The following is a 25,300-nucleotide window of genomic DNA, read 5'->3' as shown; positions in this document are numbered from 1 at the left end:
CGGCCGCGGCCGGCTTCTCACAGGGTTCCCTGTCCGGCGCGCGTGAGTCCGAGGGGGTGGGGCAGGGCGACGTAGGTGGCGTGACGGTCGGCTTGGCGTGCCCAGCGCAGCAGTAGGTTGGCTTTGGCGGGCAAAGGGGCCCCTGCGAGCAGAGCGCGGAGCTGCGGTGGGTTGCCCTCGTGCCGGGAGAATGCGTCGAGGTGATCGCGGACTTGTTCCCACAAGACCGGCTCCAGTCCAGGGTGCACGTCGGCCAGGGCCGCGAGCACCTCAGCCACATGGTTGACCAGTAGACAGTAGGCGACACGGTTCCAGCCTCGTGCAGTGTCGTAGGTGAGTGGCTCCCGGACGTCTGCGGGCATTTTGGCCAGGGCGCGTTGGTGGTGTTCGGGCAGTAGCTTGACTCCTTCTAAATCACGGAAGATCATCTGGGTCGGTGTGCCGTCTGCGCTCACTCCCACGACTACGTTTTGCAAGTGGGGTTCCAAAACGACGCCGTGGTGGAAGTAGGCGGCCAGGACAGGTGGCATCAGCAGGCCAAGGTAGGCGTCCCACCAGATTGAGAGGTCACCGTTGCCACGGGCCAACAGACTGGCGACCTGGGCGGTACTGGAGTGGTGTTCGTCGGCGACTGCGGCTGCGAGTAAGGGCGTCACGCCGGGCAGGAGGTGGGGGCGTAGGCCTTCTCTCACAATCACTCCGAAACCTTCCACGACGTCTGGATCACCCTGCAGGTTAAGGGTTCGGTAGCCGTGTTCGCCCAACAGCTCACAGCCGGGGTAGCGGAGGGCCAGTTCCGAGAAGACGGGCTGGAGGATCTGGTTCAGCGCGACTGCGCCAGATAGTTCGTAACGGGCGTTTTTGCGCACACAGTTGGTGATCCGGATATTGAGGCTGAACTTCAAGAACACGTCCAGGGTCGGCGTGTACAGCGTTCGCACCGAGGCCGTTGGCGTGAACCATGGGCCGTGGGTTCCCAGATCCACCAGTTCGCCTCGGTCTAACGCCCGACGCACCGACCGGTGTTCTCGCAGCATCTGGTACTGCCACGGATGCACGGGCAGGACGCAGGCATCCGTGCCTGGCGAGGGATGTAGGTGGTCCAGCAGCCGGTGATCCCCTTCCCCGGCTACCAGTTCCGGGCGTACCGCGAGATAGCGCAACGGAAACCGCCTTCCGGTCTCCGGCCCGAAGGCCAGCCACTGACGGGCATCTCCGATGCGGGCCTTGGGAGTGGGGTGGAATCGATGCCCGAAGATCAGTGACTGCTCGGAGTCCAGGTACGGATCCCTTGACGGCTTCAGCCGGAGGCGCTGGGTTGCAGCGATGTGGATCGCTTCTCGGCTACTGGCTACCTGGTCCAGGAACTCCTCGTTGACTACACCGGTGAGCAGTTCGAGCTCGTCACGGATGTAGCCAGCCAGTTCGCGCCAGCCGATCTGCGTCCACTGCACGCCGTCATGTCGCTGAACCGGTCCGAGGAAGCGGTGGGCGCCGATCATGGATACCCGGCGCACGGCCACACGCAACAGGACGTCACACCTGGGCAGGCGCACCGTCAAATGGTCGTCGGATACAGAGGTTTGAAGCTCGGGGGCACTCACTTCGCGCACCAGGCAGTTGAGCAGGGTGTGCGCAGTGACGAGATCCGCCGCTCTGGCGGGATCCATCGTGGTCGAGGCGGCGAGGTGCGGCCCGCTCACGTCACACCACTCTCGTCGCTCCGACCGTCAGGCATGGACGCCGTCCGCTTGACGGTGATCCTCGGCGAACAGGTTCTTGCCGGCCGCTGCTGCGCGTACACGGGGTTGGGGATATCGACCCACCGTGCGGGGCGTGGGTCGTCTGCCAGCCGCATCGCGGTGGTGGCTTTGAGCGGCCAGACGGCACCGAAGAACGCTTCGGCATCGCTGTTGGCAGGCAACGCGGCGAAAGCGCGGCGAGCCACCTTCGCGACCGCCGCCCACAATGTGCCGGGCTCGACGCCTCGCGTTCGTGCTAGCACGGTGACCAGTTCGCTGAATGTCCCGCTGAGCAGTGATCCGAAAAGCTTCGCCCGCAGGGCTGGCACGTCTTTGCCGACCCGGTCACCTGTCAATGTTGGCAACGCGATGCCATTGGCTGACAGACGGGCCGGATTCAGCCGCACCCCGTCAACATCACGGTACAGGACCCGGACCGGCCTCCCCCCGTGCAACACGACCAAAGTGTTCTGGCCATGTGCTTCCAACGCAATGCCCTGGGACATCAAAGTCAGCGCAGGTGGCAGCACCAACTCAGTTAGCTCCGTGAGCCAATGCACCGGGTCTTCAGTCACCCAAGCCGCGTCCGTGGCATAGACCGCGGTGAGCGGCACCACGGTCTCCCCCGCCGCAAGGTCCTGCTCGGTCGAGCGGCGCACCATGGCCGCCAGGCTCGCGCATGGCCGGCCGTCGATGCGCACCGCGCCGCCGCCCACCTCACTCAGCACACGCAACCGGTTACTGTAGCCCACCTTGTCGATGATCCCAGTCAGAAACTCGGACAGTACCGGCCCGTCGACGACCTCGGCTGGTGACAAGTTGCGTCGGCGGCTGGTGATCTGCACGTCCAAGGCTGTCTTGATGTGACAGCCTCGCAGGGTGTGCTTGGGAGCCAGGGTTCGTAGCGACAGCAACGGCCGGGCGGCAATCGTATGCCCCGTGACCACAAGTTCGGGATAGCCGCCCACAACATGATCACGCTGCCAGGGATGCACCGGGACCAGGACCGTTTCGCCTTCGCGCAACTCCTCTGGCCACACTCCGCTGCCCAGCCACTGGGAAACCGGCACGGCCAGCAAAGCAAGGTCAACGGTCGGATGATACTCGGGGGCGTATGCCAACACCTCCGCTACCGACATACCCATGCGAGTACGGCAGCAGGGATGTTGTGGATGACCGTCGCGGACGGCTTGCTCCGCGCCCACCGAGTCAGTGACGGACCCGCTGCTGTCCCCAGCGGTGCGTGCCAAGGCCAGGTTCACGACGCTGTTCTCCAGTTCCGCGGTCAGCCGTCGCGCCCCCGGAGTGCTCAGCCCCAGCGTCGCCAGCAACTGGGAGGGATGGCCCACGGGCCCATCCGGCCCCGCCAGCACAAACCCCGGGGGGACCTGGGCGAATCGCGCGGCAGCGCTCGCAGGCCCAGCCACCTGGCCACCGTCCGTGACCATCACCACCAACGTGTCCCCGAGATAATGACGCCCCTCGATCCCCGGCAACGGTTCCCGGGCGAACGCTCCCCACAAGCGAGCCAGCACAGCGGATCGAGCCACGTCGAGTGCGGCGTGGAAGGGCTCCACCAAGTCTGGACGGACGGCCCGCAGCTGCTCGACGGCACTCTGAGATGACATCGTCAGCGTCCTCTCACGTTCCCATGTTTCTCAGTCGCATGCCGCATTCCAGGAGTGCGATCCGTCCGACACCGACTACGTGTACACCTGGCGCGCCCAGGCCGATGGCATCCGCTGTGGATCTACTTGGAGGAGGCCAAGGCCGCCGTACTGGATCACGGCCGGGGGAGTCCGCGCGGACCGTACCAAGCAGCTGATTACCATGACCTACGGCTGCCGTGACAAGCCTGAGCCGGCCCGCTGCGGATCGCTCTGCCTACCTGACTCTTGCGGCCCAGCAGCATCCGCGTAGTCTCGTCGCAGGCGGGCACGGCCTCCTCCTGCCAGAAGGTCTGCTCTGCTGACTCCAGTCTGATCCTCGGACCGGCAACGCGCACAGCGGGCCTATGCGGGTCAGCCACCGGAAGACCTGGCGTCGGCAGGCGACAGCGCCGTCGAAGCGGCGCGCTCCTTGGAGCGTCCCGCGCTTCAGGGCTGCATGGAAGGACTCGCAGGCGGCGTTGTCCGCGCTGGTCCCGACGGCGCCCATGGACTGGGCCACTCCCAATTCGGCGCACAGTTCGGCGAATTCACAGGATCCGTATTGCTTGGACCCGTGGTCGCTGTGGAAGACCGCGCCAGCGAGGCTGCCGCGGGTGTCGGCCGCCATTTTCAGCGCGTCGCCGACCGGCGAGGTGCGCATGTGGTCGGCGATCGACCAGCCCGCGACACGGCGGGAGAAGCAGTCGATGACGGTGGCGAGGTAGAGATAGCGGCTCGTCACCAGGTCATCTCGGAGGCGAAAGACTTCGTCGCCTTCCGCAGGATGTCGCGCTCGGTAGCCAACGTCGCGTTGTCCTTGCGCACCGCCTTCAGGTCCGCTCGCAGGGTCGCCATCTCGGCCCGGAGCTCGTCCTGGGTCTGCGCGTCGTCCACCCGATGATCTTTCGCGGTCGTGCTGGTCGCGCCACCGGTCCGGTGGTCAGCGCGGATCCAGTTCCGCAGCGTCTCCGGATTCACGCCAAGATCGCGGGCGGCTTGCACGATCGTGAGGTCGGGATCCGAGTGATACAGCGCGACCGCGTCGGCCTTGAACTCGGACGAATAGACCTTCATCACCATAGGTGGATCCTTCACTCCGCCCCTCCTCGGGGCCGATCATAAGGTGTCTACTCACCAGGGGGAGGGCCCGTCGTTCAAGGCGGTCGCTGACGACTTGAACGTCAACCACGAGACGTTGCGCGCGTGGGTGCGTGAGGCCGAGGGGGCAGGCACCCCGGGCGGCGGGTCGCAGGCCGAGAGTGCGGAGGCGGAGCTGGCTCGGCTGCGCGCGGAGAACGCGCGTCTCCTCAAGCACGGCAACTGTAGATCGTGACCTTAGCGGGTCTGCGCTGGTCGGCCGGGGTCGGAGTCCGTGGGTGCCCGGGACTACGACTGGGCCATGCTGGAGGTGGTCGCCGACGACACTCCCGACGTAGAAGACAACGCCGGTGTCTCGGTCCTGCTGGCCCGCCGCCACCGCTACACCAGCACCGTGTCGTTCTTCCGCTGCTGGTCACCGGCCCCGGTCCCACTGGCGAAACTCGTGTGGGTGGTGTGCTGCAGATGGAAGATCGAGGAGGACTTCCAGACCGCCAAGACCACGACCGGCCTGGACAAGGGCCGAGTCACCACCTGGACCTCCTGGCACCGCTGCAGCAGCCGCACTGGTCGCCTACGCCTACCTCGCCGTCACCGCCGCCCTCGAACGTGACGCCCCGGACGGGCAAAGGCCCGACCTCATCCCCGTCACCTGCCACGAACTTCTGCACCTACTCAGACTGCTGATCCTGCCCGCACCCCGACGCGACACCGCACATGTCCTGCACTGGTCCACCTGGCGCAGACGCCACCAGCACCGAGCCCGCCAAGCCCACCAGCGATGGCACGCCTACGCGGACACGGCACCATGACCAGCAGGAACACCATCAACGTCACGATCTACAGCTGCCGTGTCCGTCGGGTTGACCAGCCTCATTCGGTCGGTTGACCTCACTGCCGCCGATGCGGCGGGAGCCCGACTCCCGCCGCATCCACGTCACCCGCTTCGGACCCTCGCCCTCCGCAGTCCACCCCTGGCGACCCGTCAGCCCTGGTGCTTGAACGACTCCAGGTATCCCAGGGTCGGCGAGCCGACACCGGAGACGTCGTTGTAGCCGGGCGTGGCCTTGAGCGTGTAGTCCGTTCCGAGGGTGAAGAGCCGGCCCTGCCGCACGCCGTTCTTGACGCCGTCGTCGTAGGCCACGGCCTTCGTCCGGCCGCCCGCATCGTCGGTGACCGTGTGGAAGGCCCGCTTGCCCAACGACTGGTACTTGGCGTAGATCTCCGGGTTCGCGAAGCCGATCGGGAAGCCCAGTGCCTGTTCGGCGTCGGTCTGTTCCCCGGCGAACAGCGGGCAGGCGATGCTGGTGCCGCCGTAGCCCTGCTCGGCGAAGCCGGTGGTGCCGTCGGGCAGTTTCTGCGTGAAGCCGACCATCGTCGTCAACAGCAGGTCGCCCTCCATGGCCACGTCCGGCACCTCGCGCATCGGCTGGCTCGCCGGCTGTCCGGTCAGCAACGTGTCGGCGAGCGAGTCCGGCACGACGCCCTTCTGGTACCACGGCTGGGCGAAGTAGTCACTGGTGCCGCCGCCACTGCCGAAGCTGAACGTGCCGGGCAGGCTCGACCAGGCGGTACCGTTCTGCAGCGTCGCTTCGGAGTCGCCCATGCCGGTCTCGAACTCGTAGTTCCGGCCCTTGCCGATCGCGATGGCCGTCGCACCGACCGCCGTCACCCACGGGATCGAGGGTTGGAAGGTGGTCTGCGGTTCGGAGGAGTAGGTGTCGCAGTTGACGCCGCTGCCCACGATCGCCGGGGCGTCGTCGGCGCAGTCGCCGGAGGCGAAGTAGAAGCCGATGCCCTCGGCCGCGCCCTCCTCGAACACCTGGACGTAGGCGTTGATGAGTGCCGGGGAGGTGTTGCCGTTGGTGTCGTAGAGGTCCTCGGTGTACGAGTCGGAGACGATGTCGGCGAGGTGGTTGTCGACGATGTCGGACTCGGCGGCGATGAAGTCGACGTCGTTGCAGGAGTTCGCGCCCACGTAGTCGATCTTCGCCTCGGGCGCCATGGTGTGCACCTCCTCGACGTCGAGCGACTCCTCGGGCGTCCAATCACCGCAGGCGGACTGGTCGTAGAAGTGGGCCGGGGTGCTCAGGTCGGTGAACTGTCCCGGCTTGAACTGCGGAAAGTCGTTGTACCTGTCGAACGTGTCCACATCGGACCCGATGGTCGGCGAGCCGTAGGCGTCCACGATGGCGACCGTGGCGCCCGCGCCGCTCAGGCCGCTCTGCGGGACCTGGTACGCGCCGCGCAGCTGGTTGGGCAGGTAGCCGCACATGGGGCTGGGCTGGTGGGCACCGTAGGCCTTGGGCAGGTCCTTCGGCGCGCTCTGGTCGTAGTAGGCCGTGCACGGCGTCACGCCGATGTACGGTGCGCCGTTCGGGCCCGTGACGAGCTTGGCGCCGGCGCTCGGGGCGACGGCCGGGGTCGAGGCCGGCTTGTTGACGTGTGGCGCGTCGTCGAGTCCTTCGACGCCGAGCACCGCGTCGGCCACGGAGTCCGGGACGATCGCCGGGTGCTGCGGCGCGTAGTAGGTGTGGCCGTCGACGCCGTAGTCGTGCAGCGGAGTGCCGAACGCCGCCGTCATCTGCGCGGCCGTACCGGTGGCGGCGACGTACTGTTCCGTGGACGAGGTGATCTTCAGCCCGGAACCGGTGAGCCAGGCGCGCACTGCGGCGGACTGCGCGGCGGACGGGCCGAAGCGGGCGCTCTGCTGAGCCGGTGTCAGGTAGTGGTGGTACTCCGGCCCGTTCGGGGACGAGACCGCCTGAGCGTAGGCGGCCAGGCCGCTCGGGTCCTGGCCGCTCAGCAGGACCTCGACGGAGATCCCGCTGCTCGCCGGGACGGCACCCTGGTCGGCCCGTGCCGTCGCCCAGGACGGCTGGCTGCCGGCCAGGACGGCGGGCCCAGGGTGTGCCGATGCGGCCGCGACGTGTGCTGCCGCGCCGCTCAGGGCGAGCGCCAACGCGGCGGACACGGCCGTGCGGCGGCGGCGCGCCATTCGGTGGGGCATGCTGCTCCTTCGCGCTGAAGTGGGGGGTGCCTTCCGTGCAGAACAGGGCCTTGCGCTGAGAGGGGCGGTGCCTTAAGACATGTGAAATATCACATGTGCGGCATGCTATTGTATGGGCCGCAAGGAGTCCAGGGTGCCGTCCAGCACCGGACGGGGCCGGGCGCGCGCAAGAGCCGGTCCTGTGCGACTCCGACGGTCGCGGCCACGCGGGTGCGGGAAGACCATGGGCGGCGGCATCATGGCCAGCACAAGGACCCGAGGAGGGTGCCGGGCCATGAACACCCCACTGACCACCGATCGACTCATCATCCGGGGCTGGACCGCCGAGGACGCCGAGGACGCGCTGACGATCTACGGCACCCGTGACGTCGCCCGCTGGCTCACCCCGGTGATGGAGCAGGTCGGGGACCTGGCCGCGATGCGCTCGGTGCTGCAGGCCTGGGCCGAGGCACAACCGAACCTGCCACCCCCGCGCGGCCGTTGGGCCGTCCAGCGCAAGGCGGACGGCACGGTCGTGGGCGGCCTCGGCATCCGGCTGCTGCCCCCGTACGAGGACGACCTGGAGATGAGCTGGCAGCTGGCCCCGGACGCGTGGGGCCAGGGCTACGGCACCGAGGCCGCCCACGCACTGGCCGCCTGGGCCTTCACCCAGGACACCGACGAGCTCTTCGCGGTCGCCCGGCCCGGCAACACCCGGGCCATCGCGATGGCCCGGCGGTTGGGCATGCAGTGGGTCGGCGAGACCAACAAGTACTACGGGCTGAGCCTGCAGGTGTACCGGCTGCGGCCGGGCGACCTCGCCGGCGGGCCGACCTAGCCGGACCCTTCGGGCAATCGCCTCGAACGACGGCCGAACTCGACCACTCGTACCGGCAACTGCCGTACGTGGAAGCGGACTTCGCCTGGCTATGCGCCTCGGCCGAGGAGTACCCACGACCAGTACGACGGCCGTGGGTCTGCCGCGCGGTGGCGTGCGACGGGATGCGTTCGCCGGACCGTCACGCTTCCGGGACGAGTTCCACCCGCCTTCACCCGGCGGGCGGATGCTCCGTGGAGGGCCTGCCCTTCCACGCCCTGCCGCGGGGCACCACCACGGCGCCGGCGCTCCACCCAGCGCGCCGTTCTCGTCCTCGGGTGCGCGTTCCCCGAGAATCGCGGATAGTGGAGGTGTGGGAGTGGTCCGCCTCTGGTGCACCAAGTGCACGGGGCAAAAGGATGGTCCGCTTCCACACGAACGGCATATTCGTGTTGCTGGTTCGAGCCTCGCCGATCCGGTGGATCGGTAGGCGGATCCGGCGGCATGGCGATGCGAGAAAGGACACCATGATGAGCGCTTATCGTGGAGGCTTCGGCCGTGGTGGCCGTGGCGGTGGCGGCGGCTACGGCGGCCGTGGCGGCGGCTACGGAGGCGGCTATGGAGGCTACGGAGGAGGCTACGGCTTCGGTCGTGGGTTCGGCCGTGGCTACGGCCGAGGATTCGGGCGCGGCGGCGGTTGGGGCTGGTGGTAGTAGCAGTACCAGCTGTACCTGTCTAGCCTGAATGGCTCCCAAATCTCCGGGGACCGGCGGTACGCCGCCGGCCCCTTCGCCTTGATCGGGGGATATCCGTGGAGGAAGCGCCGCCTTCGGATCCTTCGATGGACGGGCTCAGCGCCGAGGGACCGGTCACCGCGTCACCCACCGTCCCGTTGCGTGAGGCGTTCCGACGCTTCTGGCCGTGGGTACGCCCGGACGCGCGATGGCTGCCGGTCAGTGCGGGCCTGCTCGTCGCGGGCGCGTTCGGTGAGGTGGCGTCGGTCTGGCTGTTCAAGGACCTGATCGACGACGTCCTCGTCCCGCGACACCTCGCCGCCTTCTGGCCGCTCGCCACGGCCATGGTCGGCGTCACCGCCGTGGCCGCACTGTTCACCTTCACCGGCGGCTACACCGCCACCAGGATCGCCGAACGGTACATCCTGCGGCTGCGCACGGCCACCGTCGCCCACTTGCACACCCTGCCCCCGGACACCCTGGAGAGCCGCTGGCGCGGGGACCTGGTGGCCCGGCTCACCTCGGACATCTCCACCATCGAGCAGCTGGTCGCCTCCGGCCTGATCGAGGGGGGCGCGGCGCTGCTCAGTCTGGTGCTGTTCTCCGCGGCGGCGGTGTACCTGAGCTGGCCACTGACCCTCGCGGCCCTGGTCGTGGCTCCCCTGTTCTGGTTCTCCACGCGCTTCTTCGGGCGCCGGATCCTGCGGCGGGAACGGCAGGTCCAACGGCGGGCCGGCGGTGTCACGGCCCTGCTGGAGGAGACCCTGCGCAACTCCGTCATCACCCGCACCTGCGGCCAGGAGGTCCGCGAGGTCGAGCGCGTGCGCCGGGAGGGCGAGGCCCTGCTCGACTCCGAACTCGCCGCCGCGCGCGTGGCCGGCCTCTACCCCCCGTGGCTCAACCTCCTCCAGATGATCGCCGGACTGACCGTCGTGGGCGTCGGCGCGGTCGAACTGGACCGCGGAATGCTGAGCCTGGGCGGCCTGCTCGCCTTCGCCGCCTTCATGGCACAGCTGTTCGAGCCGGCCCAGCAGCTCTCCGGGCTCGCCCCGGTCGCCGGCGCTGCCGGCGCCTCGGCCGAACGCGTTCTGGAACTCCTGGACATGCGCAGCCCGGTCCATGAGAGCCCCACCGCGCACGACGCCGGCACTGTCCACGGACGGGTGTCCTTCGACGGCGTCCGCGCCAGCTATCCGGGCAGTCCCGACCGACCGGTACTGACCGACGTCACCTTCGACATCCGCCCCGGCGAGGTCCTGGCCGTCATGGGACCGAGCGGCTCGGGGAAGTCCACCCTCGCCAAGCTCCTGGTCCGCTTCCTCGACCCGGACATCGGCACCGTACGCCTCGACGGCCACGACCTCAGGGAGCTGACCCTCACCTCAGTGCGCCAGGCCGTCACCCTGCTGCCCCAGCAGGCGCCCCTCTTCCACGCCACGATCCGCGACAACATCGCCTACGGCAGGCCGGAGGCCTCCCAGGCCGAGATCGAGCGCGCCGCCCGCAACGCCGGCGCCCACGACTTCGTCATGGCACTGCCGCACGGCTACCACACCAGGATCGGCACCGACGGCTTCCAACTCTCCGGCGGACAGAGCCAGCGCATCGCCATCGCCCGCGCCTTCCTGCGCGGCACACCCGTCCTGGTCCTCGACGAACCCACCGCCGGCCTCGATCCCCAGGCCGCCGAACACGTGATCATCCCGCTGCGCCACCTCATGGCGGGACGCACCACCGTGCTGATCACCCACGACGAGGCCTTCGCCCGCATGGCCGACCACGTCCTCACCCTGAAACCGGCGAACACCGCACCGTGCCTGGACGGGGACACCGTCCCGCCCGGGACGTCCGGCGCGGACGGGGCGTGACACCGCACGCCATCACCGGGCGAGCCGCCACCACCGAGGGTGTCCGAAGGACCGCGTGGGTCCGAGGGCGCCTACGTGGGGAGGGGTTGTTCGGCCCAGATGGTCTTGCCGGTGCCGGTATGGCGCGACCCCCAGCGTTCGGTGAGCTGGGCGACCAGCATCAGGCCGCGTCCGCCCTCGTCGAAGATGCGGGCGCGGCGCAGGTGCGGCGCGGTGCTGCTGGCGTCGGAGACCTCGCAGATCAGGGCCCGTTCCTTGATCAGCCGCAGCTGGATGGGCTGGGCCGCGTAGCGGATCGCGTTGGTCACCAGTTCGCTGACCACGAGTTCGGTGACGAAGACCAGCTCCTCCAGGCCCCAGGCACGGAGTTGGGCCGCCGCCTGGGCGCGGGCCTTGGCGACGACGGCCGGATCGGGGCGGATGTCCCAGGCCGCCACATGACTGCTGCCCAGGGCGCGGGTCCGGGCGATGAGCAGCGCGACGTCGTCGGCGAGTTGATCATCGAGCAGCGCCTTCAGGATGTTGTCGCAGGTGGTTTCCAGTGAGGGGGCTGAGTCCGCGAGGGCCGTGCGCAGAGCGTGCCGGGCCGCGTCGACGTCGCGGTGGCGGGCATCGACCAGGCCGTTGGTGTACAGCGCCAGGAGGCTTCCCTCGGGGAGTTCGCGTTCCATGGACTCGAAGGGCACGCTGCCCAGGCCGAGGGGCGGGCCGGTGGGCAGGTCCAGGACTTCCACCTCGCCGTCGGGGGTGGCCAGGGCGGGAGGGGGGTGGCCGGCGCTGGCGAGCGAGCAGGTGCGGGAGATGGGGTCGTAGACCGCGTACAGGCAGGTGGCTCCGAGTTCTCCGAAGGGTGCCTCGGCTTCCGGTTCGGGTTCGGTGCTGAGCCGGGCGACCAGGTCGTCCAGGTGCGCGAGCAGTTCGTCCGGGGCCAGGTCGACGTCGGCGAGGGTGCGGACGGCGGTGCGCAGGCGTCCCATGGCGGCGGAGGCGTGGATGCCGTGGCCGACCACGTCGCCGACGACGAGGGCGACGCGGGCACCGGAGAGCGGGATCACGTCGAACCAGTCGCCGCCGATGCCGACCTTCGTGTCGGCGGGCAGGTAGCGACCGGCGACGTCGAGGGCGGCCTGTTCGAGGATCCGGTGCGGCAGCAGGCTGTGCTGGAGGGCCAGGGCCGTGGTGCGTTCGCGGGTGTAGCGACGGGCGTTGTCGATGCAGACCGCGGCGCGGGCCGCCAGTTCCTCGGCGGCCCGCAGGTCGTCCGGCCCGTACGGTGCCGCGAAGGGGGCGAGTCGGGTGAAGAGGACGACGCCGAGATTGGTGCCGCGGGCGTGCAGCGGCACCGCCATCAGTGAGTGCGGCTGGTGCTGGTTCACCCAGGCGGCGCGCTTCGAGTCGTGGGCCAGCCAGCGCACGACCTCCAGTCCGCTGACCCGGTCGACGATGCCGCGACCGGTGGCCAGGCAGCGGGCGACCGGCGAGAACTGCGCGTAGCGGCTCGTCTCACCGACCGCGACGATCTCCTCCGCGTCGGATCGGATGGCCGCACGGCGCAGTTCCAGCGGGCGGTCGAGCGGGATCGGCGGGGGCTCCTCACCGCGCAGTGTGGCGTCGAGCAGATCGACCGAGACGAAGTTCGCGACGGTGGGCACGGCCACGTCGGCCAGCTCCTGGGCGGTGCGGAGCACGTCCAGGGTGCTGCCGATCCGCTTGCTGGCCTCGTTGAGCAGCGCGAGGTGCTCGCGGGCCGTGTACTGCTCGGAGAAGTCGAGCGCGGCCAGTTGCACGCCGGTCACCGACCCGAGCGAGTCGGTCAGCGGGGTGAGGTGGACGATCCAGGCGTGCGCCCGCGGTTCTCCCGGAACCTTGACGTAGTTCACGAGGTACTCGGGCTCGCCGGTCGCCAGCACCCTGTCAACGCACCGCTCGGGCTCCTGGAAGGCCGGATCGGCCATGTGATCGGTGATCCGCAGCCCGCGCAGTTCCTGCTCGGAGGCGGCCATCTGCCTGGCCATGGCCTCGTTGACCCGCAGGAACCGACCCTCGGTGTCGAAGATCGCCAGGGCGAACGGTGACTTGTCGAACGACCGGTGGATCAGCGGGTCCGTCCCACGGTCCGCGGGCTCCCGCTCCGCTCGGACCTGCAAAAGCCAGTGGGCCGGCCCGTCACCCCAGGCCAGCGGCTGAGCCCGCAACGAGCACTTCACCGCACTGCCGTCCCGGTGGCGGAGCACCACCCGTCCGGCCCAGCCCTCCCGTCGGCCGAACCGCTCCCCGGCGGCCGGCGGGAGCGGCGAGGAGAGCAACTCCGCCGCGGGCCGGCCGACGACCTCGGCGGCGGAGTACCCGAGCAACTGCTCCGCCCCGGCGCCCCAGCCAGCCACCAGCCCGTCCGCGGTCGCCACGGCCACCACGGGGAAGGAGTCACCTCCGGGGCTGCTCGACGGCTCGCCCATGGTTCCACCTCGCCTTCGGGTACCCACTGGTTCAAGGATCTCTCGGGTGCACGGCCAGTTCGCGTCAGGCCCAGGGGGAACGGGTTCGCGGGCCCCGGGCGGCGGAGGTCACGGCTGGGGGTGCTCGGGGGCGACTGTGAGGGGCTGGGCGCGGGCGATGAGGAGGGCGACGTCGTCGGGGTCGGCGGGGCGGCGGAGTTCGTGGAGGAGCCGGTCGCAGGTCTGTTCCAGGGAGGGGTCGGGTGTGTCGAGCAGGTGGAGGAGGGTTTCCAGTCGTTCGTCGATGGCGTGGTGGCGGGTTTCGACCAGGCCGTCGGTGTAGAGGACCAGCTGGTCGCCGGGGTCCAGGCTGAAGGTGGTGGTCTCGAAGGGGACCTGGCCGACTCCGAGCGGGGTGCCGGTGGGCAGGTCGAGGAGTTCGGGGTGCCTGCCTCGGCGCACGAGGACGGGGGGCAGGTGGCCGGCGGTGGCGATGCGGCACTCGGCGCGGTGTGGGTCGTAGACGGCGTAGACGCAGGTGGCGATGTAGTGCTCCAGTCCTGAAGTGATCTTGTCGAGGTGCTGGAGCACCTGGGAGGGGTCGAGGTCGAGGTCGGCGAAGGCACTGGTGGCGGCGCGCAGGCGGCCCATGGTGGCGGCGGCGTCGATGCCGCTGCCCATCACGTCGCCCACGACGAGCGCGGTCCTGTCACCGTCGAGCGGGAGGACGTCGTACCAGTCGCCACCGACCTCGTAGCTGGCCTGTGCGGGCCGGTACCGGGAGGCGACCTCCAGACCGGGAAGGCGCGGTGGGTGGTCCGGGAGCAGGCTGCGCTGCAGGGTCTCGACGGCGTTGCGCACGCTCTGGTGGGAGCGGGCGTTGTCGATGCACACGGCGGCGCGGGCGGCCAGCTCGGTGGCGAGGGCGAGATCGTCCTCGTCGAAGGGCACCGGGTTGCGGGCACGGGTGAGACCGAGGAAGCCGAGGATGCGGCCGCGGGCGGTGAGCGGGACCAACACGTAGGAGTGCACGCCGGCGCGGGCCAGCACACGCGCGGTGTGCTCGTCGCGGGCGATGCGGACCAGGTCGGTGGCGTCCACGTGGGAGACCAGGATCGGGCGGCCGGTGCGCACGCACTGGGCGGCCAGGTGGTCGGCGTCGTAGGCCAGGATCCGGCCGGGTGGATCGGCCGCCTGGAGGGCTTCGGTGGGGTAGGCGGCCTTGACCGCGAGGGCGCGGAAGAGCGCGGGGCCCTCCGAGGGGGCCGGGGGATGCTCGTCCAGGACGGAGTCGAGGACGTCGACCGCGACCACGTCGGCGAGTTCGGGGACGGTGACCTCGGCCAGTTCCCGGGCGGTCTGGTCCACTTCCAGGGTAGTGCCGATACGGGCGGTGCCGTCGGCGATCACGGCCAGGCGCCGCCTGGCCCGGGCGGCCTCCATGGCCGCCTGGTGCCGGTCGGTGACGTCCACCACCAGGTCGGCCACCCCGAGGACACGTCCCTGGGGATCTTCCAGCCGGTAGAACGAGAGCGACCAGGCGTGTTCGTTGCCCGGATCGGTGGGGCTGCGGCCGACGACGGTGTACTGGTCGACCATCGGGACACCGGACCGGAGGACCCTCCACATGGCCGCCTCGGGCTCCTCGAACTTCGCGGCGGTCATGACCTCTCGGTAGTGCCGGCCGAGGTGCTCCCTCGCGGGGACGCCGTGCATCCGCTCCAGGGCCGGGTTGACGGACACGTATCGCAGCTCGGTGTCGAGGATCGCCAGCCCGATGGGGGACTGGGAGATCAGCCGGGTGGACAACGCGAGGTCCCGCTCGACCTCGCGCAGCGTCGGGGAGTCGGTGGCCAGCCCGAGGGCGTAGACGTCGCCGTGGTCGTCCAGCAACCGCATGTTGCGCAGCTCCACCTGCCGCGTGGTGCCGTCCTTGTGCCGGATGGGGAACGCGCCGCTCCAGCTCCGGCCGGTCTCGATGACCTCGGCGAACGCCTTGAGCACCAAGTCCCAGTCCTGTTCGTGGACGAGCAGTGGCGCCGCGTACTGGCCGAGCGCCTCCTCGGCGGTGTAGCCGTACAGATCCTCGGCCTGCGGGCTCCACAGGACGATCCGCCCACCGGCATCCAGCAGGACCGCGGCCACACCCAGGAGGTCCATCAACCCGCTCGGCTGCGCTGGTCTTCCTTCCGGCCGACCGGCGTCAGCCGGACGCCCTCCGGCTGCGCCCACCGCAGGCACTCCTTCCACCTGTCGGACCACGCTGGCTACCCCGCTCGCCCCGGATCCGTGGCCTGTCCACCTGTCTGTAGCTGCCCCTCGTCGAGTGAGTGCTCCGGCTTCCATAGTCCCCCTGGATCAGCCGACCGCACTGCGCGCGCCGAGTGTTCGGACAGGTCCGTGGGGACGGCTGATACGTTCGGCGCCCCGCTGCCGCCCCGGTCGGACCCCGCACTCGGGTCTCGGCGACGGTGGCGCCGAAGAGGATCCACTCCCCCACTCTCCCGGCGGTCGGCGGCGCGCGCAGCCCAGGCGGCGGACCGGTGACACCCGGGAGCCGTCGGTAACAGGCAGTCCGGGTTCGCCGGTGGGTGCGCTGTCCTCTCATCGGCGGAACGGGCGTGGCCGGGCCGGGCCGGTGAGGGCTGCCGGGCCGAGCGTTCCGGTGCCGTAGCGGGCGATGGCCTTGTCGAGGACCGGCTCCAAGCGGCGGCGGTCCTCGATGCCCCGGTCGAGGGTGAGCTGCACGTAGCCGCGGGCGGCGGGGGTGAGCTGGACGACCCGGGCGGTCACCGCGCGGACGCGCGCGCGTTGCAGGCCCAGGGCGGTGTGGATGCCGTAGAGGGCGTCCCGCAGGACAGGGGTGTGGCCGGTCGGCTCGGCCAAGGTCCGCGCGCGACTGGTGTGGGAGCGGTCGGCGTAGCTGACCTGCAGCTCGACCTGGCGCGCGACCTGGTGGGAGGCGCGCAGCCGGGTACCGAGGTCGGTGGCGAGGGCGAGCAGGGTGCGGCGCACGTCGTCGGGATCGAGGACGTCGTGGTCGAAGCGGTGGCCGGCGGCGATGCTGGCGGGCGGCCCGGTGGGGGTGATGCGGCGGGGGTCGGTGCCGTGGGCACGGTCGTGCAGGAGGCGGCCGGTCGAGGCGCCGGCGATCCGCTGGAGGGTGGCCGGCGGGAGGTCGCCGAGGTCGCCGATGGTGGTGATGCCGTAACGGGCCAGGGTGCGGGCGAGGACGGGGCCGACGCCGGGCAGCGCCTGGACGGGCCGGCCGCGGAGGAAGGCGGTGTCGGTGTCGGGATCGTCGCCGAGGATCAGTGTCTCGCCGGGTCGGCAGGTCTGGGCGGTGAGGGTGGCGAGCAGACGGGTGTCGCCCCCGCCGATCGCGGTGTGCAGGCCGTAGCGGGCCAGCAGGCGGGTCTGCAGCAGGTCGGCGAGTTCGGCCGGGGTGCGGCGGAAGTAGCGCTGGGCTCCCGTGACGTCCATGAGCGCCGAGTCGGGCGGAAGGGCCTGGACCACGGGCGAGACGTCTTCGAGCACGGTGAACAGCTCGCGGTAGGTCTCGAAGCTGGGCCTCGCGAAACGCAGGTACAGGATCGCGGTCACCCGGCGCTCCCCGGGCTCGCGTGCCAGAGCCGGCCGGCCCCCGAGCCGGTGGGTGCGCCGGCTGGTTCCTCGGAGCGACGGACCGGGGCCGGGCCGGCGGCGAGCAGGCGGCGGACGGCCGCGGTGCCGCCGGTGCGGTGCGCGTCGGCGACGTCGACGAGGTTCCAGGCGTGGGAGCCGACGAGGGTGACGGACTTGCCGCGTCGGGAGACGGTGCCGCGGGCGAGCAGCAGGAAGTGGTGGAAGAGCGGGTAGGCGGCCTGTTCGTGGCTGGTGTCGAAGTAGGCGAGGTCGATCTGGCCGCCGCGGCTGCCGTCGTCCAGGGAGACGAAGATCGTGCGTCGGCCGCTCTTCATCGGCGGGGTCTGGATCGCCACCTTGGCGCCGGCGACCAGCACGGTGTCCCCGGCGCGCTGCTTCTGCAGCAGGTGGGAGGGGGTGACGCCGAGTTCGGCGAGCAGCGGGTGGTAGGGCTCCATGAGGTGGCGGCTGGCGTCCATGCCGATCACCTCCAGCTCGGCCTGCGTCGTCTCCCGTTCGGTCATCTCGGGAAGCCCGGTGCCGCCGGGCAGTGCGGTGGGAGGCATCAGGGGCGGTTGCGTGGAGCCGGCGTGGGCGCGGTGCCGGCGGTGGAGTTCGTCGATCCGCAGGAGCAGTTCGCGCCGGTTGGCGCCGTCGGCGATGGGGTCGAGGGCGCCGATGCGGGCGAGGCGTTCGGCGATGGGGTGGGAGGGGTGGGCGCGGGTCCAGAAGTCGGCGAGGTCGGCGTAGGGGCGGCGGGTGGCGATGCGTCGGGCCTGTTCGGTGGTGATGCCGTGGACGTCGGCCAGGGAGATCCGCAGTCCGAAGCGGCCGTCGGGGAGGGGTTCGGTGCGGTAGTGGTCGGCGGAGTGCTGGACGTCGAGGCCGAGGATCGGCACGCCGCGGCGGCGGGCGTCGGCGAGGACGAGCCGCTTGGGGTACATGCCGGGGTCGTGCTCCAGGAGGCCGGCGTAGAAGGCGGCCGGGTGGTGGGCCTTCAGCCAGGCGGACTGCAGGGTGGGCAGGGCGAAGGCGACTGCGTGGCTCTTCGCGAAGCCGTAGGCGCCCATGTCCTTGAGCATCCGCCAGACCTCGTCGACCACCGCGGGTGAGTAGCCGGACGCGGCCGCGCGCCGGCGGTACCAGGCCTCCAGCGCCGGGAGCCGCTCCGGCTTGGCGAGGGCGCGGCGGGCCTCCTCCCCCATCGCGAGGTCGGAGCGGGTCATCGTCGCGAACAGGCCGATCACCTGCTCGTTGAAGATGACCACGCCGTAGGTGGGGCGCAGCCAGCCCTCCACGTCCGGGTGCGGGTAGCGGACCGGCTTCTCGCCGTGCCGACCCAGCAGGAACGGTTTGATCATGTCGGCCTGTACCGGCCCGGGGCGGAACAGGGAGATCTCGGCGATGAGGTCCTCGAAGCAGGTCGGCTGCAGCCGGCCGAGCAGGTCCTTCTGGCCGGGTGACTCCAGCTGGAAGACGCCGATCGACTCGCCTTCGCGCAGCAGTTCGTACGCCCGCGGGTCGGTGAGCGGGACCTGCTCGCGATCGTCGAGGTCGATGCGGTGGCCGGTGGTGCGCTCGATCTCCCCGACCGCGTAGGCCATCGAGGACTGCATGCGAACGCCGAGCACGTCGAGCTTGAGCAGGCCGAGGTCTTCGACGTCCTCCTTGTCGAACTGGGTCGCGGGGAAGCCCTCGCCGGCGGTCGGCACCACCGGGGTGCGCCGCAGGAGGGTGGCGTCGGAGAGGATCACGCCGCACGGGTGCATGGCGGTGCCGCGCGGGAGCGCGTCCAGGCCCTCCACCAGGTCCCACAGCGGCCCGTACCGGTGGGCCGCCGCGGCCACCTGTCGCAGCTCCGGCAGTTCGGCCAGCGCGGTCCTCACCGAGCGGGCGGTGATGTGCGGGAAGGCCTTGGCCAGGTTGCCGACCTCGTCCGGGGGCAGGCCGAGCGCGAGTCCGGCGTCGCGGATCGCCCAACGCACCCGGTAGGTCTCCGGCATGGACAGCGTGCACACGCGCTCGGTGCCGAACCGGTCGAGGATCCGGCGGTAGACGTCCAGGCGCCGGGCGGACTCCACGTCGATGTCGATGTCCGGCAGCGAGCGGCGGCGCAGGTTGAGGAACCGCTCCATGATCAGCCCGTGGTCCAGGGGGTTGGCGAAGCTGATCCCGAGCAGGTGCACCACGAGGGAGCCGGCGCCGGAGCCACGGGCCTGCACCCGGACCCCCATCTCGCGGACGTCGTCGACGACCTGGGCGACGGTCAGGAAGTAGGTGGGCCAGCCCAGGGTCTGGATGACCCGCAGCTCCTCCTCCAGCCGGGCCCGCATCGTCGGGCTGCGGTCGTAGCCGTGGCGGGCCATCGCCGCCTCGCACCGCTCGCGCAACACCCGGGCGCTGGTGCCGGGGGCGGCGCCGAGCTGGTCCTCCTCCGGGAAGTGCACCCGCCCCAGGCCCAGGTCGGCCTCCGGATCCAGACGGCACTCGCCCGCGGTGCGCGCGGTGGCGGCCAGCAGGTGCGCCGCTCCCCCGCTCTCCCGGCCGGCCGCCCGGGCGATCTCCTCCGCGAGCTCGGCCATCTCGGGCGCGTCCTTCAGCGAGCGCTCACCGTTGTCGACGTGTCCGGGCCGGATCGGCACCAGCAGACGGGCCGAGTCCAGGACGTCCGCGACCGGTGCCTGCCCGGGGTGGGTGTAGCGCACGGCGTTGGTGAGCACCGCGAGCAGATCCAGGTCGGCGGCCAGCCCGACCGTGCGGGCGGCCAGACGGAGCGAACCCGGGCCGGTGCCGGTACGGCGGTGGTGGACGGCCTCCAGGCGCAGGTGGGACCCGTAGATGTCGCGCCAGGGGCTGAGCAGGTCGGTGGCCCTGTCCGGGCGGCCCTGGGCGAGGGCGCGGACGGGTTCCGAGGCGGGGCCGAGCAGCGCGGTCAGGCCTTCGGCGTGCTGGTGGAGGGCCGGCCAGGGAACGATCGGCTGGCCGCCGCCGGCAGCGGCCCGAGCAGCCCAGCCGGCGGTGATCAGCGCGCACAGGTTCGCCCAGCCGGTCCGGTCACGGGCCAGCAGGGTGATCCGCGGGGCGGCCTCGTCCACGAACGCCCCGCCGCGCACCGGCGTCCGCGGCCGGGCTCCCGCTGCCGCGCCCGGCGGCAGCTGGAGGCGGGGCACGGCCAGGTCCGCGCCGAACACCGGCCGGATGCCCGCCTTCGCGCAGGCCTTCGCGAACCGCACCGCACCGGCAACGGTGTCACGGTCGGTGAGCGCCAGCGCGTCCAGGCCCAACTCCGCGGCTCGCGCGGCCAACTGCTCCGGCAGAGCGGCCCCGTAGCGCACCGAGTAGCCGGAAGCGACATGCAGGTGGGTAAACACGCAGGTCGTCTCCTCACTACCGCGCCCCCTCCGCCATGTCCGGTTCCCCTCCGTCCTTCCAGCGTAGCGCCTATTCGATAATGTGTTCGACTGGATTTCGATCACATAGCGTTCCCGACGACACGAACCGACAGCGGAAGGACGGGACGGGGAGGGGGGAGGTGGACGCAGCGCGGCGTCGATGGCGGCCGACTTCCCTCCGTCGGCCCGGTGGCTCCATCGGCGGTTCGCCTGAACGTGGAGCCCGGCTCCAACTCCGCTGTTGTGCCGGGTGCTCAGCCGGTGGAGGTGACCGGGCGCGTCGTCCCCGCGAGGTGCTGGGCCAGTCGTTCGAGCGCGGGCAGCACTCGCGGGCCCAGCGCGGCCACGGTCATCGCGGTGGCGACCCCGGCCCAGGCCACCGGCCCGAGGGGTGTGCAGCCGAAGAACTGGCTGACCAGCGGGGTCTCGATCAACCCGACCAGGACGGCCGCGGAGCCCAGGACCGTCACCAGCACGAGCGGGCTGTGCCGTCGCCCGGTCACCGTCTGGGTGAGCTGGGCACCCACCACTCCGCACAGGGCCATCGTGCTGGTCCGCCGTGCGGAGCCCGGGGTGAGCTTGCCGATCAGCCAGGCCGTGCTCCCACCGAGCGCGGTGACGACGCCGCGGTGGCGGATCTGCCGCGTCAGGGGATCGCCGAGGACCGCGACCCCCACGGGGACGCTGTCGGCCAGGGCCGACTCGCTGTTCGGGCCCTCCTCGGTGGTCTCCTCCCTGGGGGTGACCGCGACGGCCATCGCCGGAAACATGTCGGTGAGCAGGTTGACCAGCAGAATCTGCCGGGTGGACAGCGGCGAGGCCCCGGCCAGCAGGGTCCCGAGGACGGAGAAGCCGATCTCGCCCGCGTTGCCGCCGATCAGGACGCTGATCGCGTCCGCCACGCTGCGCCACAGGGCCCGGCCCTCGGCCACGGCGTCGACCAGCATCGACAGGTCTTCGCTGGTGATCACCAGGTCGGCCGCGTTCCGGGCCGCCGCCGAGCCGCGCACGGCGATGCCGACGCCGACATCGGCGGCGCGGATGGCGGCGGCGTCATTGGCGCCGTCCCCGACCATGGCCACCACCCGACCGGCCGCCTTCAGAGCCTCCACCACGTGCAGCTTCTGCTCCGGGGCTACCCTGGCCACCACCCCGCAGTCGCGCAGGAGGCGGGCCCGGCCGCCGCGGTCCTGGGCGGCCAGCTCATCGCCGGTGACCACCGCCGTGTCGGCCGGCCAGCCGAGTTGGACGGCCACCGCGCGGGCCGTCCGCGGGTGGTCGCCGGTGAGCATGACGGGCCGCACACCGGCGTCCCGGAGATGGGCCACCAGCGGAGCGGAGCTGGGGCGCGGGGTGTCGGCCAGCGCGACGTAGCCGAACAGGTCCAGGTCCATCGGCGGTCGGCCGAGTACGTCGGCGGCCTCCTCGGTGTCGGACAGGCGGCGGCCGGCCACCGCCAGCACCCGCAGGCCGTCCGCGGCCAGGGACTGCGCGAGGTCGTCGCCGGTGGCGCCCCTGCAGCCGGTCAGCACGACCTCGGGCGCGCCCTTCACCACGAGCTCGCGGCTCCCGTCCGGGTCGGCCCCGACGGCGGCGGCGTAGCCGCGGCTGGCTTCGAAGGGCTGCACCTCGACGGGAGTCCAGGGCGATCCGGGCGGCGTCGAGGCGATGATCGCCTCGTCGGTGGAGTGCGCATGGATGCCCGCCTCCTGCTCGGGAGTGCGGCAGCTCAGCGCGGCGGCCTGGAGCAGCGGGGCCGCATCGGCGGCGTCGGCCGGGTACTCCGTGCCGTCCGCGGCCGTCACGCGCACCACGTGCAGGCGGTTCTCGGTCAGTGTGCCGGTCTTGTCGAAGCAGACGGTGTCCATCCGGCCGAGCGCCTCCAGGGCGCGCGGCGTGCGCACCAGAACGCCGATCCGGCCGAGCCGCCGGGTCGCGGACAGCTGCGCGACGGTCGCCACCAGTGGCAGGCCCTCCGGAACGGCGGCCACCGCGACCGCGAGACCACCGCGGACCGCCTCCCGCACCGGTCGGCCGCGCAGCAGCGACAGACCGGTCACGGTGGCGCCGCCGAGCAGGGTGAACGGAAGCATCCGGCCGGTGAGTTCGTGCAGTCTGGCCTGGACGCCGGGCGCCGGGCGCGCGTGGGAGGCCAGATGCGCCGCCCGTCCCGCCTCGGTGTCGTCGCCGGTGCCCACCACGACGGCCTGGCCGTGGCCGGCCACCACTGTGGTGCCCTCGAAGACCATGCAGTGGCGGTCGGTCACGGGGGCCTGGGGGGTGGCGTCCACCTGCTTGGTGGTGGGCAGCGATTCGCCGGTCAGCGAGGACTCGTCCACCTCCAGGTCGTCGGAGAGCAGCAGCCGGGCGTCGGCGGGTACCACGTCGCCGGTGTAGAGCTCGATCACCTCGCCCGGGGCCAGCCGCCCTGCCTCCACCGTCCTGGTCCCACCCTCCTCGAAGTCGGCTACCTTGCGGGCTTTTTGACGCTGGCTCAGCCTCAGCCCGGAGAGCGCGTACTCGGCCCGCAGACGCTGGACCCCGCCGACGAGGGCGTTCACACCCATGGCACCGAGCACCATCAGCGCGTCCACGCTCGAGCCGAGCAGCGCGGAGGCGGTTGCGCCGACGAGGAGCAACGGCGTCAGCGGGTCACGGAGTTCGACGCGCACGGCGTTGAGCAGGCGCACGGCGAGGCGCTCGGGCGCGAAGACCGGATGCCGCACCACCTTCCCGACCGCCTCCCGGACACTCGCGAGTACGCTCGGCTCCGCGGCCCTGGCCTCGGCCCGCAATCGAGCCAGGGCCTCCTGCGGTTCCAGCGCGTGCCAGGGAACCCGGGCGGGCGGGTGCGGCGCGCGATCGGCACCGACCCGAAGTGCCGCCCGCCAGCCCGAGACGAGGGAGGCGGCAGCGGCGGCGTTGACCGGGCTGAGCCGGAACCCGAGCGGGAAGGTGAGGTGTTCGGAGCGCGCCCCGCGGGTCACCACCAACAACCCGGCGAGTGCCGCACCCGCCTCGGCGAAGACCTTCGCGTGCTCACCGACCTCACGGGCGGTGGGAATCGCCGCCAGCAGCCGCCACGCCCCGGCCAGCCCGTGCAGCAGCAGCACGTCCGCGCCCCACACCACCGCGCTGCTGTCGTCGGTGAGCGAGACGGCGATGTCGCTGCACAGCAGGCCGGCCAGCACCTCTCGGCTCTCCGCGCTGAGCTGCTGCTCCGTCGCGGCATGACCGCACGGAACATGGGCCACCGTCAGGACGGTCCGGCCGCGCCGCCGGAGTTCTCGAACCACATCGGCCAAGGACCGTTCCGCGCCCACGAGTTCGTCCGCGAGCGGCCCGAAGTCACCGAGCGTGCCGTCGTCCTGCACCACGACGTGGAGACCGGCCCGCCGGGCCGCGTCCAACGCCGCCTCGGCCAGCGGATCCAGCTCCCAGCCGACCAGGACGGTGCCGATGTCCCTGCCCCGCTCGGAGGCGACCATCAACCCGGTCTCCGAGCCGCGCTGGTCCGGCACCGGGCTCAGGCCGAGCCCCTCGCCGGACTCCAGGGCCGCGGTCGCGGCCTGCCACAACCGGTCGTGGTCCCAGTCGGGCCGGTTGGAGTTGACGTCCAGGACCGTACGCCGGGTGCTGCGCAACGCCGCGGGGTGGAGCAGCACCGTGTCGACGAGCTCCAACTGCCGCAACCGGTCGAGGTTGCGGACCAGGACACCCTCGCGGGCCAGCTCGGTGCCCAGGGCCGCGGCGAAGGCCGCCGGTCCGTAGCGGGCGGCCTTGGGGTTGCCGGCCATCAGCGCTTCCGCCGCCTCGTGCACGTCCCGGGAGAAGAGCAGCGTGCCGACGGCGCCGAGCAGCGCGCCGGTGACCGCCTGGCCCCGGAACTCCTCGGCCGGGTAGCGGCGGATCGCCGGGCGGGCGACCTGCCGGCCGGTCAGGCTCAGCCGCTCCGGCGCGCAAACCGTGTCGTGCGCGGCGTCGAAGGCGGCGGCCCGGGCGACGGCCTCGGCCAGTTGGCCGACCCGCAGCGCGGCGTCCAGGACCAGCGCGGTGGGGGACTGCCCGACGCCGTGGGCGGCCGCGTTGACGGCGGCCAGCACGAGATCGGTGGCCGACCGGCCGAGACGGCGCCGCAGCGCCATGCGAATCCGCGGGTCCTCGCGCAACAGCGTGACCCCCGCGGTCACCAGGTGCGGTGTGCTCCTCAGCTGGACGGCCCGCGCGGCAACCGCGGTGGTGACGCCCACCGCGTCACACGCCAGGGCCAGCGCCCCGGACCGGATGCCGCCCGTGTGGCCCGGGTGCGCGGGCTCCAGCACATCCTCGTCCGGTCGCTCCAGCTTCTGACCGGCCGCCAGCTCGGTCGCCCGCTCCACCACCCGGTCGGTGACCGCGTCCTGGGTCATCCGCACCACCAGCCGGGCCAATCCGCCGTCCCAGTAGGCGGCCAGCACATCCGGGCGCTGCGTCAGACCGGACGCCACGCGCCTGGCCGCCGCCTCGACGCTACGCACGGTCGTCCCCGGACTCGGACGCAGCGGGAGCTGCACCCGCGATCCGGCACGCCAGTAGCCCTGTGCGGGCGACATCGTGTTCAGCCCGACCCGGCCGACCCGCACCGCCGCCGTGGCGCCTCGCGCGGTGGTGCGGACACCCACGTGCGCGGCACCGACCGCCAGCCGCACGACGCTACCGGCCGTCGGGAGGACCCGGCGGGCCTGCGAGGGAACTCCCAGCGCGACACCCAGTCCCGCTGCGGGCAGCCTGCTCAGCAAGCGCAGCATCTCTCTCACCCTCGCGAATGTCGGGAATCCGCGTCCTCCCGCTGTCGCCGACGATCCAGCGGCGCCCGGCGACCCTTCGGTCGCCCGCCTCCCGGCCCAGCCCTCGGAGGCGGACCGACCGGCCCACCGGCCGTGCGCGCCCTGGCTCCACCAGTACCAGTGTCA

Annotated in this window: 13 protein-coding genes and 1 pseudogene; 4 read left to right on the top strand and 10 right to left on the bottom strand. The window is 71.4% G+C overall.

Annotation, left to right across the window (positions count from 1 at the left end):
* Positions 1-17: 17 nt before the first annotated feature.
* The 4 genes and pseudogenes from ACIGXM_RS15525 to ACIGXM_RS15510 form a co-directional block, all read right to left on the bottom strand.
* Positions 18-1,670, bottom strand: coding sequence for an IucA/IucC family protein (locus tag ACIGXM_RS15525; protein WP_396561268.1), 1,653 nt, complete (start codon positions 1,668-1,670; stop codon positions 18-20).
* Positions 1,671-1,699: 29 nt separating this feature from the next.
* A complete protein-coding gene (locus ACIGXM_RS15520; RefSeq protein WP_396560967.1) occupies positions 1,700-3,370 on the bottom strand; it encodes an IucA/IucC family protein in 1,671 nt (556 codons plus the stop codon).
* A gap of 388 nt (positions 3,371-3,758) precedes the next feature.
* A pseudogene (locus ACIGXM_RS15515) lies at positions 3,759-4,118 on the bottom strand (transposase); the annotation flags it as partial.
* 11 nt (positions 4,119-4,129) lie between these two features.
* Positions 4,130-4,471: a transposase gene (locus tag ACIGXM_RS15510; RefSeq protein WP_396560965.1), complete on the bottom strand. Its 342-nt coding sequence runs from the start codon at positions 4,469-4,471 to the stop codon at positions 4,130-4,132.
* 43 nt (positions 4,472-4,514) lie between these two features.
* Here ACIGXM_RS15510 and ACIGXM_RS15505 point away from each other — a divergent pair, with 43 nt between their 5' ends.
* Complete coding sequence (locus ACIGXM_RS15505) at positions 4,515-4,724, top strand: transposase (RefSeq protein ID WP_396560963.1); 210 nt, start codon at positions 4,515-4,517, stop codon at positions 4,722-4,724.
* Positions 4,725-4,763: 39 nt separating this feature from the next.
* A complete protein-coding gene (locus tag ACIGXM_RS15500; RefSeq protein WP_396560961.1) occupies positions 4,764-5,102 on the top strand; it encodes a hypothetical protein in 339 nt (112 codons plus the stop codon).
* A 372-nt stretch (positions 5,103-5,474) separates the two neighbouring features.
* Here the strand turns inward: ACIGXM_RS15500 and ACIGXM_RS15495 are convergent, their stop codons facing one another.
* Positions 5,475-7,499, bottom strand: a complete 2,025-nt coding sequence (locus ACIGXM_RS15495; protein ID WP_396560959.1) for a protease pro-enzyme activation domain-containing protein — start codon at positions 7,497-7,499, stop codon at positions 5,475-5,477.
* A 274-nt stretch (positions 7,500-7,773) separates the two neighbouring features.
* On the opposite strand from ACIGXM_RS15495, the gene ACIGXM_RS15490 reads away from it, so the two are divergent.
* Both ACIGXM_RS15490 and ACIGXM_RS15485 read left to right on the top strand, forming a co-directional pair.
* Complete coding sequence (locus tag ACIGXM_RS15490; RefSeq protein WP_396560957.1) at positions 7,774-8,316, top strand: GNAT family N-acetyltransferase; 543 nt, start codon at positions 7,774-7,776, stop codon at positions 8,314-8,316.
* Positions 8,317-9,136: 820 nt separating this feature from the next.
* Positions 9,137-10,897 (top strand): ABC transporter ATP-binding protein, encoded by a 1,761-nt coding sequence (locus ACIGXM_RS15485; RefSeq protein ID WP_396560955.1) that lies wholly within the window; start codon positions 9,137-9,139, stop codon positions 10,895-10,897.
* 71 nt (positions 10,898-10,968) lie between these two features.
* Here ACIGXM_RS15485 and ACIGXM_RS15480 read toward each other — a convergent pair whose 3' ends face one another.
* The 5 genes from ACIGXM_RS15480 to ACIGXM_RS15460 all read right to left on the bottom strand — a co-directional run bounded on the left by ACIGXM_RS15480 (position 10,969) and on the right by ACIGXM_RS15460 (position 25,135).
* Complete coding sequence (locus tag ACIGXM_RS15480) at positions 10,969-13,353, bottom strand: SpoIIE family protein phosphatase (RefSeq protein ID WP_396560953.1); 2,385 nt, start codon at positions 13,351-13,353, stop codon at positions 10,969-10,971.
* Positions 13,354-13,461: 108 nt separating this feature from the next.
* Complete coding sequence (locus ACIGXM_RS15475) at positions 13,462-15,492, bottom strand: SpoIIE family protein phosphatase (protein WP_396560951.1); 2,031 nt, start codon at positions 15,490-15,492, stop codon at positions 13,462-13,464.
* A gap of 444 nt (positions 15,493-15,936) precedes the next feature.
* Positions 15,937-16,935, bottom strand: a complete 999-nt coding sequence (locus ACIGXM_RS15470; RefSeq protein ID WP_396560949.1) for a DNA polymerase thumb domain-containing protein — start codon at positions 16,933-16,935, stop codon at positions 15,937-15,939.
* Positions 16,932-20,327 carry a DNA polymerase III subunit alpha gene (locus tag ACIGXM_RS15465; protein ID WP_396560947.1) on the bottom strand — a complete coding sequence of 1,132 codons (3,396 nt, stop codon included), beginning with the start codon at positions 20,325-20,327 and terminating at the stop codon, positions 16,932-16,934. Before ACIGXM_RS15465 ends, ACIGXM_RS15470 begins: the two co-directional genes overlap by 4 nt.
* Before the next feature lie 275 nt (positions 20,328-20,602).
* Positions 20,603-25,135 carry an HAD-IC family P-type ATPase gene (locus ACIGXM_RS15460; protein WP_396560945.1) on the bottom strand — a complete coding sequence of 1,511 codons (4,533 nt, stop codon included), beginning with the start codon at positions 25,133-25,135 and terminating at the stop codon, positions 20,603-20,605.
* Positions 25,136-25,300 lie beyond the last annotated feature (165 nt).

The organism is Kitasatospora sp. NPDC052896 (genome assembly GCF_044547075.1).
Classification (GTDB): Bacteria; Actinomycetota; Actinomycetes; order Streptomycetales; family Streptomycetaceae; genus Kitasatospora.
Note: the sequence above shows the minus strand (reverse complement) of the source record. Positions and strands in the feature narration are given on the sequence as shown.

What these genes read in the sequence shown, in the direction of transcription:
- ACIGXM_RS15495 (WP_396560959.1), bottom strand. Translation starts at nt 7,499, where the DNA reads ATGCCCCACCGAATGGCGCGCCGCCGCCGCACGGCCGTGTCCGCCGCG.
- ACIGXM_RS15490 (WP_396560957.1), top strand. Translation starts at nt 7,774, where the DNA reads ATGAACACCCCACTGACCACCGATCGACTCATCATCCGGGGCTGGACC.
- ACIGXM_RS15485 (WP_396560955.1), top strand. Translation starts at nt 9,137, where the DNA reads ATGGACGGGCTCAGCGCCGAGGGACCGGTCACCGCGTCACCCACCGTC.
- ACIGXM_RS15475 (WP_396560951.1), bottom strand. Translation starts at nt 15,492, where the DNA reads ATGGACCTCCTGGGTGTGGCCGCGGTCCTGCTGGATGCCGGTGGGCGG.
- ACIGXM_RS15525 (WP_396561268.1), bottom strand. Translation starts at nt 1,670, where the DNA reads ATGGATCCCGCCAGAGCGGCGGATCTCGTCACTGCGCACACCCTGCTC.
- ACIGXM_RS15510 (WP_396560965.1), bottom strand. Translation starts at nt 4,471, where the DNA reads ATGGTGATGAAGGTCTATTCGTCCGAGTTCAAGGCCGACGCGGTCGCG.
- ACIGXM_RS15520 (WP_396560967.1), bottom strand. Translation starts at nt 3,370, where the DNA reads ATGTCATCTCAGAGTGCCGTCGAGCAGCTGCGGGCCGTCCGTCCAGAC.
- ACIGXM_RS15480 (WP_396560953.1), bottom strand. Translation starts at nt 13,353, where the DNA reads ATGGGCGAGCCGTCGAGCAGCCCCGGAGGTGACTCCTTCCCCGTGGTG.
- ACIGXM_RS15460 (WP_396560945.1), bottom strand. Translation starts at nt 25,135, where the DNA reads ATGCTGCGCTTGCTGAGCAGGCTGCCCGCAGCGGGACTGGGTGTCGCG.